Origin of the sequence: Caulobacter segnis (genome assembly GCF_029543125.1) — a bacterium.
Lineage (GTDB): Bacteria > Pseudomonadota > Alphaproteobacteria > Caulobacterales > Caulobacteraceae > Caulobacter > Caulobacter segnis_D.
Genome location: NZ_JARQWW010000005.1, coordinates 152,800 through 165,291 on the forward strand (window position 1 = coordinate 152,800; position 12,492 = coordinate 165,291).

At 66.3% G+C, this 12,492-nt stretch carries 13 protein-coding genes, 1 tRNA gene and 1 pseudogene; 3 read left to right on the forward strand and 12 right to left on the reverse strand.

Annotated features, from left to right (window positions below; all coding sequences use genetic code 11):
• The first annotated feature begins 49 nt into the window (after positions 1–49).
• Positions 50–382 (forward strand): hypothetical protein, encoded by a 333-nt coding sequence (locus tag P7B02_RS15690; RefSeq protein ID WP_277787289.1) that lies wholly within the window; start codon positions 50–52, stop codon positions 380–382.
• Here the strand turns inward: P7B02_RS15690 and P7B02_RS15695 are convergent.
• From P7B02_RS15695 to P7B02_RS15730, 8 genes and pseudogenes are all read right to left on the reverse strand, one after another.
• Positions 379–828 carry an NUDIX hydrolase gene (locus P7B02_RS15695; RefSeq protein WP_277787290.1) on the reverse strand — a complete coding sequence of 150 codons (450 nt, stop codon included), beginning with the start codon at positions 826–828 and terminating at the stop codon, positions 379–381. The two genes, P7B02_RS15690 and P7B02_RS15695, sit on opposite strands and share 4 nt — an antisense overlap.
• On the reverse strand, positions 828–1,823 hold the full coding sequence (locus P7B02_RS15700) for an inorganic phosphate transporter (protein WP_277787291.1): 996 nt from the start codon (positions 1,821–1,823) through the stop codon (positions 828–830). The genes P7B02_RS15695 and P7B02_RS15700 overlap by 1 nt, the downstream gene beginning before the upstream one ends.
• 15 nt (positions 1,824–1,838) lie before the next feature.
• Positions 1,839–2,480 carry a DUF47 domain-containing protein gene (locus tag P7B02_RS15705; protein ID WP_277787292.1) on the reverse strand — a complete coding sequence of 214 codons (642 nt, stop codon included), beginning with the start codon at positions 2,478–2,480 and terminating at the stop codon, positions 1,839–1,841.
• A 107-nt stretch (positions 2,481–2,587) separates the two neighbouring features.
• Positions 2,588–3,748: an acyl-CoA dehydrogenase family protein gene (locus P7B02_RS15710; protein ID WP_277787293.1), complete on the reverse strand. Its 1,161-nt coding sequence runs from the start codon at positions 3,746–3,748 to the stop codon at positions 2,588–2,590.
• Between the two features lie 885 nt (positions 3,749–4,633).
• Positions 4,634–5,183, reverse strand: a pseudogene (locus P7B02_RS19710) (lysozyme); the annotation flags it as partial.
• 81 nt (positions 5,184–5,264) lie between these two features.
• Positions 5,265–6,713, reverse strand: a complete 1,449-nt coding sequence (gene mgtE / locus P7B02_RS15720) for a magnesium transporter (protein WP_277787295.1) — start codon at positions 6,711–6,713, stop codon at positions 5,265–5,267.
• 59 nt (positions 6,714–6,772) lie between these two features.
• Positions 6,773–6,857, reverse strand: a tRNA-Leu gene (locus P7B02_RS15725).
• Between the two features lie 51 nt (positions 6,858–6,908).
• Positions 6,909–7,160 (reverse strand): FliM/FliN family flagellar motor switch protein, encoded by a 252-nt coding sequence (locus tag P7B02_RS15730; protein WP_431355822.1) that lies wholly within the window; start codon positions 7,158–7,160, stop codon positions 6,909–6,911.
• A gap of 64 nt (positions 7,161–7,224) precedes the next feature.
• Here P7B02_RS15730 and lipB point away from each other — a divergent pair, with 64 nt between their 5' ends.
• Complete coding sequence (lipB, locus tag P7B02_RS15735; RefSeq protein ID WP_277787296.1) at positions 7,225–7,947, forward strand: lipoyl(octanoyl) transferase LipB; 723 nt, start codon at positions 7,225–7,227, stop codon at positions 7,945–7,947.
• On the opposite strand, the gene P7B02_RS15740 is transcribed toward lipB, so the two are convergent.
• From P7B02_RS15740 to P7B02_RS15750, 3 genes are all read right to left on the reverse strand, one after another.
• Positions 7,944–8,285, reverse strand: coding sequence for a DUF805 domain-containing protein (locus tag P7B02_RS15740; protein WP_277787297.1), 342 nt, complete (start codon positions 8,283–8,285; stop codon positions 7,944–7,946). The genes lipB and P7B02_RS15740 overlap by 4 nt on opposite strands.
• On the reverse strand, positions 8,285–8,683 hold the full coding sequence (locus tag P7B02_RS15745) for a DUF805 domain-containing protein (protein WP_277787298.1): 399 nt from the start codon (positions 8,681–8,683) through the stop codon (positions 8,285–8,287). Before P7B02_RS15745 ends, P7B02_RS15740 begins: the two co-directional genes overlap by 1 nt.
• A gap of 810 nt (positions 8,684–9,493) precedes the next feature.
• The gene (locus P7B02_RS15750; RefSeq protein WP_277787299.1) at positions 9,494–11,467 is read right to left on the reverse strand and encodes an acetyl-CoA carboxylase biotin carboxylase subunit; all 1,974 of its coding nucleotides are present in this window, start codon (positions 11,465–11,467) and stop codon (positions 9,494–9,496) included.
• 197 nt (positions 11,468–11,664) lie between these two features.
• Between P7B02_RS15750 and P7B02_RS15755 the strand changes: the two genes are divergently transcribed.
• Entirely contained in the window at positions 11,665–12,138 is a 474-nt protein-coding gene (locus tag P7B02_RS15755; protein WP_277787300.1) for a heme-binding protein, read from the forward strand.
• Positions 12,139–12,142: 4 nt separating this feature from the next.
• Here P7B02_RS15755 and P7B02_RS15760 read toward each other — a convergent pair whose 3' ends face one another.
• Complete coding sequence (locus P7B02_RS15760; RefSeq protein WP_277787301.1) at positions 12,143–12,463, reverse strand: heavy metal-binding domain-containing protein; 321 nt, start codon at positions 12,461–12,463, stop codon at positions 12,143–12,145.
• Positions 12,464–12,492: the final 29 nt, after the last annotated feature.

The following is a 12,492-nucleotide window of genomic DNA, read 5'->3' on the forward strand; positions in this document are numbered from 1 at the left end:
GCCTGTTCAAATTCATTCTCAGCAAAACCGCAGAGCTGGATCGCCGCCGATGACCGCCCTCTTCGCCTTCCGTCCCTTCACCACCTCGCCGCTGTCCTCGGACATGATCACCGCCGTCCTGGCCTTCGCCGACGTGCAGGAGCCGGCCGGCGCCGACCGCACCAAGCTGCGCATCAGTCCCGAGCGCCTCGCCCAGCCGGACGTGCTGGAAGCCCTGGGCGGCGGCGTCTCCCGGGTGGCGGACATCACGGTCGTCTGGAACGAGCGGGAAGGTCAGGTGGTCCGGGTCATCGACGACGCCCAGCTGCGCCGCAGCCAGCCGGAACCCTGGGAAGCCTATTTCGACCTGTTCGACGAAGAACCGGCTCGTCGCGCGGCCTAGGCCCTGACGGGCGGCGTGAAGGCGCGGATCAGCTGGGCCAGCTCCGGCTCAGCGACAGATGCGGCCGCCTCCTCCGGCGTGAACCAGCGCAGGGTGCGCTGGTCGCTTTCCGGCCAGGAGATCGTCTGGACCAGGACGCGCAGGGGGAAGACATCCACGCGGCAGCGGATGGCCTCGCCCTTCTTGAGCACCTTGTCGTAGCGATAGGCGCCGACGGCGGTTTCGAAGACCTCGCCCTTCACTCCCGCTTCCTCCCAGGCTTCGGTCGAAGCGGCCCCGGCGGCGGTCTTGCGCTCCATCGGCCAGCCCTTCGGGATGACCCAGCGCTGGGTTTCGCGCGAGGTGATCAGCAGGATCTCCAGGCCATCGCGCACACGGAAAGGCAGCGCGCCGTACTGCTGGCCCACCTCCTGCCCGTCGTCGTCGATGACCATGGTCTGCTTCATCAGGCGAACAGTCCCGAGATGAAATAGAACGCCGCGCCGATTGCGCCCGCCGCCGGCATGGTGATGACCCAGGCGGTGACGATGCTCTTGGCTACGTTCCAGCGGACGGCCGACACGCGCCGCGCCGCGCCCACGCCGACGATGGCGCCGGTGATCGTATGGGTGGTCGAAACAGGAATGCCCAGATAGGTCGCCCCGAACAGGGTGATCGCCCCGCCCGTCTCGGCGCAGAAGCCCTGCATCGGCGACAGGCGCGTGATCTTCGAGCCCATGGTGTGGACGATCTTCCAGCCGCCCATGAGCGTGCCAAGGGCCATCATGCTCTGGCAGGTGATCACCACCCAGAACGGCACGTGAAAGCCGCCCTGCATCATGCCGTTCGAGTACATGAGCACCGCGATGATCCCCATCGTCTTTTGCGCATCGTTGCCGCCGTGGCCGAGGGAATAGAGCGAAGCCGAAACGAACTGCAGCTTGCGCGAGATTCCATCCGCCCGTGCAGGGGAAGTTTTCAGGAAGGCCCAGGAAACGATCAGGACCAGCACGAGGGCGAGCAGAAAACCAACGGTCGGCGACAGAACGATGGCGAAGGTCGTCTTCAGCACGCCTTTCAGCACCACGGCGGAGAATCCCGCCTTGCTGATCCCCGCGCCCAGCAAGCCGCCGATCAGGGCGTGGGAGCTGGAGGACGGAATGCCGAGCATCCAGGTGATGACGTTCCAGGAGATGGCGCCCATCAGCGCCCCGAAGATCACCCGGTTGTCGATCAGATCGGGCGAGATGATCCCCGTCCCCACCGTGTTCGCCACATGCAGGCCGAACACCAGGAAGGCGATGAAGTTGAAGAACGCCGCCCAGAACACCGCCCAGTTCGGCGGCAGGACGCGCGTCGCCACGATGGTGGCGATGGAGTTGGCGGCGTCATGCAGACCGTTCAGGAAGTCGAACAGCAGCGCGATGCCGATCAGCACGATGACGAAAGGAAGCAGCTCCACCACGGCGCGTCCGGCCTAGAGGTGTTCGATCAGGATGCCGCTGACGCGGTTGGCCACGTCCTCAAACCGGTCGAGCACCTTCTCCAGGTGGCTGTAGATCTCGCGGCCGATGATGAAGTTCATGGCCTGGTCCTGGTTGGCCAGGAACAGGGCCTTCAGACCCTCGTCGTGCAGCGTGTCGCCCTTCTCCTCGAGATTGATGATCGCCTCGGCGAAGGCGTTCAGGGAGGCGCTGTTCTCGCGCATCTTCGACAGCAGGGCCACGCCGGCCACGGTGCGGTCGGCGGCGTCGATGATCAGGTCGGCCATCTCGCGCATCTTCGGCTCGAAGGTCTTCACCTCGAACAAGGCGATGGTCTTCGCCGTCTTCTGCATCTGGTCGATGGCGTCATCGAGGGAGGCGGTCAGGCCCTTGATGTCGCTGCGGTCGAAGGGGGTGATGAAGGTGCGGCGCACGGCCTGCAGCACTTCGCGGGCCACATCGTCGGCCTCGTTCTCGTGCTGGATGACGCGGGCGCAGGCGGCTTCCAGACCGGGACCGCCGTCGAGCAGCTCACGCAGGGCGCGGGCGCCGAGCGCCAGGGTCTGGGCATGGCGGTTGAAGAGGTCGAAGAAGCGCTCTTCCTTCGGCATCAGCGCCTGGAACATCTTGATCATCAGTCGAGCCCCGCAGGTGTCACATACCTGTCATAAAGGCTGGAGCCTCTAGGCGCACGCGCCCCGAATGTAAATGCGGCGGAGCGCATCCGCCGCATTTAGGCGCCTCAGGCCCCGATCAGTTCGCGGCCGATCAGGAAGCGGCGGATCTCATTGGTCCCCGCCCCGATGTCGTAGAGCTTGGCGTCGCGAACTAGGCGCTCCACCGGCCACTCCTTGGTGTAGCCGGCGCCGCCCAGGGCCTGAACGGCCTCCAGGCTGACCTTCACGGCGTTTTCAGACGCCAGCAGGATCGCGCCGGCAGCATCGTAACGAGTGGTCTTGCCGGCGTCGCAGGCGCGGGCCACGGCATAGACGTAGGCGCGGGCCGAGCTGAGAGCCACGTACATGTCCGCTACCTTGGCCTGCATCAGCTGGAAGGAGCCGATGGCCTTGCCGAACTGCTTGCGGTCGCGGACGTAGGGCAGAACAACGTCGAGGCAGGCCTGCATGATGCCGAGCGGGCCGGCCGAGAGCACGGCGCGCTCATAGTCCAGGCCGCTCATCAACACGCCGACGCCGCCGCCGACGGGGCCCATGACGTTCTCTTCCGGGACTTCACAGTCTTCGAAGACCAGTTCGGCGGTGTCCGAACCGCGCATGCCCATCTTGTCGAGCTTCTTGGAGACGCTGAAGCCCTTGAAGCCCTTTTCGATCAGGAAGGCGGTGATGCCGCCGCTCCCCTCGCCCGTCTTGGCGTAGACGACCAGAGTGTCGGCGTGCGGTGCGTTGGTGATCCAGAACTTCGTGCCGTTCAGGGTGTAGCGGTCGCCGACCTTCTCAGCCTTCAGCTTCATGGAGACTACGTCGGAGCCGGCGCCGGCCTCGCTCATGGCCAGGGAGCCGACATGCTCGCCGCTGATCAGTTTCGGCAGGTAGCGGGCCTTCTGGTCCGGCGTGGCCCAGCGGCGGATCTGATTGACGCAAAGGTTCGAGTGCGCGCCGTAGCTGAGGCCCACCGAAGCGGAGGCGCGGGAGACCTCCTCCATCGCCACCACATGCTCCAGATAGCCGAGGCCGAGGCCGCCGTCGGCTTCCTCCACCGTGATCCCGTGCAGGCCGAGCTCGCCCATCTGGGGCCACAACTCTCGCGGGAAGGTGTTGGTCTCGTCGATCTTCGCCGCCAGGGGCGCGATCTTGTCCGCCGCGAAGCGGGCGGTGGTTTCACGGATCGCGTCGGCGGTCTCACCGAGAGCGAAATCGAGTGCGGGGCCGGAATTCGGGATCATGGAACCCGGATATCATGAGCCCCGCGCAAGATCATGCCTTGTCGTCGTCCTTCTCGGCCCCGCCAAGCAGGGTCAGAAGACGATAGGCGGCCCAACCGAACAAGCCGATGCCCACCGCCCCAAAGCCCCACAGAATCATCAGACCGATGGTCGGATCACCGTTGGGATCCGGCGCGGCGTTGGGAATCATCAGCACGCTGAAGGCGAAGGACACGGCGCCGGTGACACCAGCGATCACCGGCATGGCCAGCCCGACCTTGGCAGGCGCACCGTCCTTGCCCCGACGGCCACGGCGCTGGGGCGTGATCCAGGAGAACGGCTGCTCATCCTGATGCTCCGGCGGCGGCGCAGCCTCGACCTGAAGGATGCGCGGCGGAGGCTCTGAATAGGCCACGGTCTCGGCCGGCTTGAGCTCCTGCTCGGTCCCTTCGAAGGCATGCGGCGCGGCGACATCGACCTGAGCGTCCTCGCCCTCCGGCGTGAGGGCGCGGGCTGCGTCCGGCTCCTCGTCATGATGCGGATCGAAGGAGGACATGCCCGGCAGGGTGAAGATCGGCTCGTCGGACGCGTCCTCGGCCGGATGGTCGAGATGCGGTTCGGGCGCGAGCACGACCTCCGGCTCATCCTCGACCGGAGCGTTGGCGGCCACGCCGGGGGACCACAGGAAAGGCTTGCGGGGCGCTTCGGACGCCACAGCCGCGGCGGCTTCCGGCTGAGGCTCGGGCGCCGGCTGCTCCGCCTCTTCAGCAAAGATCGCGGAAAGACGCGCGCCGACGTCTTCAACCGCGCGCTCGCTGGCGCTGGCAGGCTGGGGTTCCGGCGCGGGGACCGGCTGCTCGGCGGTGTCGCGCTCCACCCGGGCCTTGCCGTTCTCGAAGATCGCGGTGACGGCGGTAGGCGTCTGGACCGGCACGGTCAGGGCCGCATCGTAATCCACCTTGGGCTGCAGCAGCGGCGACGGTGCGGCCACCCACTTGCCGCCCTGGGGCGTCAGGAACAGGGTCTTCTCGGCCGCACGGCGGCGGACCAGGGCGTCGATGACGATCCGCTCGCCCTCGAAGTCGGCCTTGCGCCACATCTCCATGGCGCAGGCGGCCTGGATCAACGCGCCCTCGTTGATGCGACGCAGGACCGCCGAGCGGCGGAAGGCGTCCACGCCGATGTTGAACGCGAAGCACGCCAGGGCGTCGAACTGATTCTGGTTGAGCGGCGTGAAGACCTGCTCGTTCAGCACGTGCGATACGGCGATCAGGTCGTACATCAGCAGGGCTTCGGCGTCCTGCTCGGAAACCTCGGCGCCTTCACGCGCGGTCAGGGTGTGGCCGTAGCCGATCGTCCAGCGGCCGTCGGGCAGTTGGACGGCCTTTCGACGGCACCCTTCGAATCCCTTGATGAGATCGATGGCGGTTCGGGAGACCTGATGACGCGGTTTCATCCGGTGAACTTGATCCAGTTTGGCACAGGAGCCGGTGGGTTTCGGCTCCTCGTCGCAAGAACGAGGCCTAAACGCCTGAGATTATAGAAGGATGATGGCCGCCAGGCCCAGGAACGACAGGAACCCCATGAAGTCGGTCACGAAGGTGACGAAGACCGACGAAGAAACCGCCGGGTCCCGACCCAACCTGTCGAGCGCCAGCGGCACCAAAATCCCCGCCAGCGAGGCCATGAACAGGTTGATGACCAGCGCCAGGGCGATGGTCAGACACAGCATGCCGTCGTGGAACACCGCGAAGACCGCAAGAGCCATGATAGCCGCCAGCGCCACACCGTTGATAAGTCCGACGCTCATCTCGCGCATGACGATGCGCACGGCGTTGGCGGCGTTCAGCTCGCGGCTCGCCAGGGCCCGCACCGCGACCGCCAGGGTCTGGGTGCCGGCGTTGCCGCCCAGGGAGGCGACCACCGGCATGAGGATGGCCAGGGTGACCAGCTTGCCGATCTCCGCCTGGAAGGCGCCGATGACGCTGGCGGCCAGGGCGGCGGTGATGGTGTTGACCACCAGCCATGGCAGACGCGAGCGGGCGGCGTCCAGCACGCCCGCGTCCCGGCCGGCATCGCCCACGCCGGCAAGGGCGAGGATGTCCTCCTCGCTCTCTTCCTGGATGACGCCGACGATGTCGTCCACGGTGATCTGGCCCACCAGGCGGCCGCCGGGGTCGATCACCGGGGCGCTGATCAGGTGGTACTTGTCGAAGATGTAGGCGACCTCTTCCTGGTCCATGTCGGTGGTGATTTCGGTCACCGGCTCCATGATCTCGACCAGATTGGCGCCGCGCTTGGCGCGCAACAGGGTCGAGGCCGGGATGGCGCCCACCGGCTTGAACGACGGATCGATCACGTAGATGTCGAAGAACAGCTCGGGCAGTTCGTCGCCAGCCGAGCGGATGTGGTCGATGGTCTGGCCCACGGTCCAGAATTGCGGCGCGGCCAAGACCTCGCGCTGCATCAGACGGCCGGCGGTCTCCTCGGCGTAGGAGAGGCTGGTCTCGATGGCCGCCCGGTCGCTTTCGTCCATGGCGGCGAGCACCTGCTCGCGCTTCTCGTCCTCGAGATAGTCGACCACGTCGGCGGCGTCGTCCGAATCAAGCTCCTCCAGCGCACGGGCCAGGGTCGCGGACGGCGTCGCCTCCAGCACCTCTTCGCGCAGGTTGTCCTCGAGCTCGGAGATCACCTCGGCCAGCGATTCGGGCGCGAGGTGGGGAATCACCTCCTCGCGGTAGTCGGCGGTGAGGAAGCCCATCAGGTCGGCGACGTCGGCCGGGTGCAGGGCGCCGACCAGTTCGCGCAAGCGCTCGCCGTCGCCGCGGTCGGCGGCGTCGATGACCATTTCGACGTATTCGGGGTTGAGAGCGTAGTCGTCGCCGAGGGCGAGGTCTTCAAGATCCTCGGCGACGTCTGGCTCAGGAATGGCGATGCCGGACTTCTGCATCTCGGCCTCGGTCAGGTCGGCTTCTTCCCTTTTCATGGGGACCTCCTGATCCGAACTTAGGTTTGACCCTACGCGCCGTTCCTTACGTTTTTCACTGGTGCGGTCGAGAAGACTCGAACTTCCACGGGTTGCCCCACAGCGACCTCAACGCTGCGCGTCTACCAATTCCGCCACGACCGCTCGTGGTGAGGCGCGGGGCGTAGCAAATTGATTTTGGTTTGTGAAGCGGAGTTACGTCGCTCCGGCCATGAAGTCGTAAACATTCGCCGCGCGAGTGACCTGAATCGAGATCCGATCGTCCATGATCTGGATCTCTCCGCGGGCCACCGGGTGGTTGTTGGCCAGAATCCAGACCTCGTCCGTGGCGCGGGCGTCCAGGGGAATCACCGCGCCCCGGCCCATGCGCAGCAGCTGCTGCATAGGCAGGATCGAACGGCCGAGAACCACCGAGATCTCGACATTGACGGCGCTGACCTGACTCACCAACTCACCCTGAAGAATCCCTCGGGTCGTTTTGACCTCCGGCAGGGGCTAGAGTGCGGGCGTCATGCTTGATCAGAAGTTAAAGCCGTTAACGGAAAAGGCCGCATTCGGGCGCGCGGACGGCTCGCCGGTGGGCTGGGCGGTCTCCACACGGCCGGTCCCCTACCCCGAGGCCGTGGCGGCCATGGAGGCCCGGGCGGCGGCCATCGCGGACGGAACGGCCGGCGAACTGATCTGGCTGCTGGAGCACCCGCCCCTCTACACGGCGGGAATCAGCGCCAAGGGCGACGACCTGCTGAGCCCCGACCGATTCCCCGTGTTCGAGAGCGGACGCGGCGGGCAGTTCACCTATCACGGCCCCGGCCAGCGGGTGGCCTATGTCATGCTGGACCTGAAGGAACGCGAACGCGACGTGCGCGCCTTCGTCGCGGCCCTGGAGGACTGGGTGATCGGCGCCCTGGCCCGTTTCAACGTGGTTGGCGAACTGCGCGACGGCCGCGTGGGCGTCTGGGTCGAGCGCAAGGGCGCCGGTTGGTCGCGCGAGGACAAGATCGCCGCCGTGGGCGTGAAACTGCGTAAATGGGTGTCGTTCCACGGCATCAGCCTGAACGTGGAGCCCGAACTGAGTCACTTCGACGGCATCGTGCCCTGCGGCCAGCGGCAGCACGGGGTCACCAGCCTAGTGGACCTGGGCCTGCCGGTGACCATGGATGAGGCCGACGAGGCCCTGAAGTCGAGCTTCCGCCAAGTGTTCGGGGCCGTCGAGGACGCCGAACCGCCGGTTTAGGTAGAGCGAGGGTTCGTTCCGAAACGATTTTCAACCCTCTCGCCCGGCCAGAAGAGCATCATCGTCGAGATGATCCAGCCTAGGCCAAATAGGCCGGGGAGCGCCCAGAACGCCCTGAAGCCCGCATCGTGCAGCCGCTTGATGGTGGTGACGGTCCAAACCCAAAGGCTGATCAGACACGCCAACGCGACCGCGATCTTCCCCCCGACGGCATTACCAAGACCGGACCAGAGGTAAAGGAAGAGCGCGCCCTGGATCACGACGCCACAGACCACAAGCGCTCCTAGGTAGCCCAATCTGCTCATCCTCCCGTCCGAGCTGAACAGAAAGCGGATCATCAAGCGATCTGCGTCTTCAGCGGATTGGGGCCGAAGCGGTTGGCGCCTTGCTCGCCCGGCATGACGCCGAGTTCGATCACGCTCCACAACAGCACCAGGCAGAACAGGAAGTCGAAGAAGCGGGTCGGATACGGCCACGCGGCGACGAAGGCGATGAGGATCAGCGCCGCCCACCAGCCCGAGCGCCCCCGGTCGTGCAGACGCTTGGACAGTACGCACGCGCCGCAGAACAGCAGGCCCGGATAAATGAACCAGCCGGTGAGCCAGTGCAGGGTCGGACCGACCACGGCCTCGTAGATCGCCGTCGCGCCGATCAGCAGCCCGATCGCCAGCAGGAACGGCCCACGCGCCAGACGGCCGGTGGAGGACAGGAAAAGGTCCGTCCAGTCGATGTTCATGCGCGCCGCCTCCGAGTCATCGTGGGGAATTTAAGGGCGAAGCTGGAGCGGGGGAAGCGGAGGGGTTTGCGGCTGGCGATTGGTATATATGTACATATGAATTTTTGTCGGGCGACGGGAGTTTGGAGCGGGGTTGCGTGAACTTTTCTCCGTTTTCCTCGCCCTTGTGGCGAGGATCCGGACGCGGCTGAGGGTGCGGAGTTAGCGCGGTTTAGGCGGAGTTTCTGGGCCTTAGGCACAAGGCCTAGGGTGACGGCGTTTGGGCTGAATTAGACACAGCTCCGCATCCCCACGGGAAACCCCATGAAGGCTGGAAGGGCGGCGGAGCGTCCGGGGCTTCGCCCGGAATTGATAGAGCAGATACCGTTTCGACGAAGTCGCACGCTGCGCGTAGCCGTTATTCCAGAGGGGGGAGCGCGCGGACGTCTTAGGCCCTTCACTCCCGAAGGCCCTGGACGGGCGGAGGCGCGACGACGCCGTCCGATGGATGAGCTTACGTTCCTCATCCTCACCCCCGACGGCCCTTGACCGCCGGCGACTACCCCGCTCGACCACATCCCGCCGCGCTTCGGATCGCCGGCCTAGCGCCCTCCCCTGCGACGGGATGGGATGAGAGTACCGGAGGAGTGACGGGGGTGGATAAGAGTGGTGATCTCCCCGCACCACATCCGTCTTCCTAAGCCTTGTGCCTAGGACCCCGAAACTCCGTCAGGGCAGAAACCAACGCCGCACTCCACCAGGCAGCTCAGCCGTTTCTGGGCCTACGCACAAGGCCTAGGTGACGGAGATTTGGAAATTCAGCGGTCACCCTCACCCGAACTCGACCAGCACCTCGTCGGCGGCGACGGGGTCGCCGGCCTTGGCGGAGACAGTCTTCACCGTCCCGTCCCGCTCGGCGCGGATGATGTTCTGCATCTTCATGGCCTCGATCACGCAGACCACCTCGCCTTCCTTCACCTCCTGGCCTACGGCCACGTCCATGGAGACCACCAGGCCCGGCATGGGGGAGATGATCATCTTGGAGGTGTCGGCCGCCTGCTTGGGCGGCAACTTGCCGTGCAGTTCGGCCGAGCGCGGGGTGAGGACCAGCACCTTGGCCTTGGCGGCGCGGTGGCGGATGACGAAGCCCTCGGCGGCGGGGGCGACGGAGACGGTGAAGGCGGTTCCGTTCAGGCGGCCGCGGAACAGCGGCTTGCCCGGACGCCAGTCGACGATCTCGAGCGTCAGGGCCCGGCCCTCCTCGGTCAGTTCGACGCTGAGGGGCGCATCGCCGCGCAGGCGGACCGGGCGGGCGTCGTGGCCGACGAAGACGATCCAGTCGGCGCGTCCTGGCGAGCCGGCGCGCAGGGCCAGCAGACGCTGCATGGCGCAGCCCACGGCGGTCAGGACGTCCTTCTGGAAGGCGGTCGGCTCGGCCCCGTTGAAGCCTTCGGGGAATTCGTCGGCGATGTAGCCGGTGGCCAGCTTGCCCGAGCGGAAGCGCGGCTGGTCCATGACGGCGGCCAGGAACGGGATGTTCTGGCCCAGGCCCTCGATATGGAAGTCCTCCAGCGCGCGGGCCATGCCCTCGATGGCGATCTCGCGGTCCGTGGCCCAGGTGCAGAGCTTTGAGATCATCGGATCGTAGAACATCGAGATCTCGTCGCCCTCGCGCACCCCGGCGTCGTTGCGGACGAGATAGGCGCCCATCTCGCCTTCTTTCGGCGGGTCATAGCGGACCAGGCGGCCGATGGAGGGCAGGAACTTGCGGTACGGGTCTTCGGCGTAGATGCGGCTCTCGATGGCCCAGCCGTTGATCTTCAGCGTGTCCTGGCTGACGTTCAGTTTCTCGCCGGCGGCGGAGCGGATCATCTGCTCCACCAGGTCGAGGCCGGTGATCAGCTCGGTCACCGGGTGCTCCACCTGCAGGCGGGTGTTCATCTCCAGGAAGTAGAAGCTCTTGTCCTGGCCGGCGACGAACTCGACGGTGCCGGCGCTGTCGTAATTCACGGCCTTGGCCAGGGCCACGGCCTGGGCGCCCATGGCGTTGCGGGTGGCCTCGTCCAGCAGGGGGGACGGCGCCTCCTCGATGACCTTCTGGTTGCGGCGCTGGATCGAGCATTCGCGCTCGAACAGGTGGACGACATTGCCGTGCTTGTCGCCCAGCACTTGGATTTCAATGTGGCGCGGGCTTTCGATGAACTTCTCGATGAAGATGCGGTCGTCGCCGAAGGCGCCCTTGGCCTCGGCGCGGACGGCGGGGAAGCCCTCCTCCACGTCCTTGCGGGTCCAGGCGACGCGGATGCCCTTGCCGCCGCCGCCGGCCGAAGCCTTGATCATCACGGGATAGCCGATCTCCTCGGAGATGCGGACGGCGTGGGCGGTGTCGTCGATCTCGCCGATGTGGCCGGGGACGCAGGAGACGCCGGCTGCCTGGGCGAACTTCTTGGACTCGATCTTGTCGCCCATGGCGCTGATGGCGCCGGGGTTGGGGCCGATGAAGACGATGTCTTCGTCGGCGCAGCGCTGGGCGAACTCGGCCTTTTCCGACAGGAAGCCGAAGCCTGGGTGGACCGCCTGGGCGCCCGTCTGCTTGCAGGCGGCGATGATCTTGTCGGCGACGAGGTAGGATTCGCTGGCCGGGGCGGCGCCGATGAAGACGCTCTCGTCCGCCATCTCCACCGCCAGACTGTCGGCGTCGGCTTCCGAGTAGACCACCACCGTCTTGATGCCCAGGCGACGGCAGGTCTTGATGACCCGCACCGCGATCTCGCCCCGGTTGGCGATCAGAATCTTCGAAAACATCAGCCGACCGTCTCCCGCGCGGTGTCTCGTTGTCCTGTCGAGTAGAGGCAGGCTTTCGCCTTTGCAACGCTAACCCAACGTCGCCCGGACGGGTTCGCGGAGGGTTGCGCAAGGGCAAGCATCATGACACCGGTGGACAAAACAAAGGGAGACGCACCATGAGCCTTTTCGCCAAACCTCTTGTTCTAGGATTCGCCATGGCTTCCATCCTGATGGCCACGGAGGCCGCCGCGCAGTCGGGCGCGCCCGCCGCAGCACCGTCCACCATCAACCTGCCCTATGGCGCGCCCATCAGCCTGGCGGACGCGCGCAAGGTCGCCGCCGCGGCCCAGGCGGAAGCCGCCGCCAACGGCTGGCTGATCGTCACCACCATCGTCGAGCCCAACGGCCAGGTGGTGCTCAGCGAGAAAATGGACGGCGCGGCTTATTCCGCCCTGGACGTGGCTGGCCGCAAGGCTGTGACCTCGGCCCACTTCAAGCGCCCCACCCTGGCCTTCTATGAGGCGGTCAAGGGCGGCACCCTGAACGCCATCTTCGCCCAGGCCGTGGCCATCGAGGGCGGCGAGCCGATCGTCATGGGCGGCAAGATCGTCGGCGCCCTGGGCGTCAGCGGCGGCACCCCCGTGCAGGACGGGCAGATCGCCCGCGCCGGCACGAAAGCGGTCAAGTAAGGGCTCAGCCCAGCTTCACGGCGGTCCCGCTGGCGGTGACCATCAGCATGCCGTTCTGGGCGCCCAGGGTCTCGTAGTCGAGATCCACGCCCACGACGGCGTCGCCGCCCAGCTTGCGGGCCTCGTCCTGCATCTCGCGCAGGGCCGTTTCGCGCGCCTGGCGCAAGACGGTTTCGTAGCTGCCCGAGCGGCCGCCGACGATGTCGCGGACGCTGGCGAACAGGTCGCGGAAGACGTTGGCGCCGAGGATCGCCTCGCCGGTGACGACGCCCAGGGTCTGGACGATGGTGCGTTCAGCGATGGTCGGCGTGGTGGCGGTGATCATTTGAGATGGCTTCCTCGTTCTATAGTCGA

Excerpts from the sequence above, each read along its gene's own strand:
- P7B02_RS15690 (WP_277787289.1), top strand. The coding sequence starts at position 50 with ATGACCGCCCTCTTCGCCTTCCGTCCCTTCACCACCTCGCCGCTGTCC.
- P7B02_RS15695 (WP_277787290.1), bottom strand. The coding sequence starts at position 828 with ATGAAGCAGACCATGGTCATCGACGACGACGGGCAGGAGGTGGGCCAG.
- P7B02_RS15705 (WP_277787292.1), bottom strand. The coding sequence starts at position 2,480 with ATGATCAAGATGTTCCAGGCGCTGATGCCGAAGGAAGAGCGCTTCTTC.
- P7B02_RS15710 (WP_277787293.1), bottom strand. The coding sequence starts at position 3,748 with ATGATCCCGAATTCCGGCCCCGCACTCGATTTCGCTCTCGGTGAGACC.
- mgtE (WP_277787295.1), bottom strand. The coding sequence starts at position 6,713 with ATGAAAAGGGAAGAAGCCGACCTGACCGAGGCCGAGATGCAGAAGTCC.
- lipB (WP_277787296.1), top strand. The coding sequence starts at position 7,225 with ATGCTTGATCAGAAGTTAAAGCCGTTAACGGAAAAGGCCGCATTCGGG.
- P7B02_RS15740 (WP_277787297.1), bottom strand. The coding sequence starts at position 8,285 with ATGATCCGCTTTCTGTTCAGCTCGGACGGGAGGATGAGCAGATTGGGC.
- P7B02_RS15745 (WP_277787298.1), bottom strand. The coding sequence starts at position 8,683 with ATGAACATCGACTGGACGGACCTTTTCCTGTCCTCCACCGGCCGTCTG.
- P7B02_RS15750 (WP_277787299.1), bottom strand. The coding sequence starts at position 11,467 with ATGTTTTCGAAGATTCTGATCGCCAACCGGGGCGAGATCGCGGTGCGG.
- P7B02_RS15755 (WP_277787300.1), top strand. The coding sequence starts at position 11,665 with ATGGCTTCCATCCTGATGGCCACGGAGGCCGCCGCGCAGTCGGGCGCG.
- P7B02_RS15760 (WP_277787301.1), bottom strand. The coding sequence starts at position 12,463 with ATGATCACCGCCACCACGCCGACCATCGCTGAACGCACCATCGTCCAG.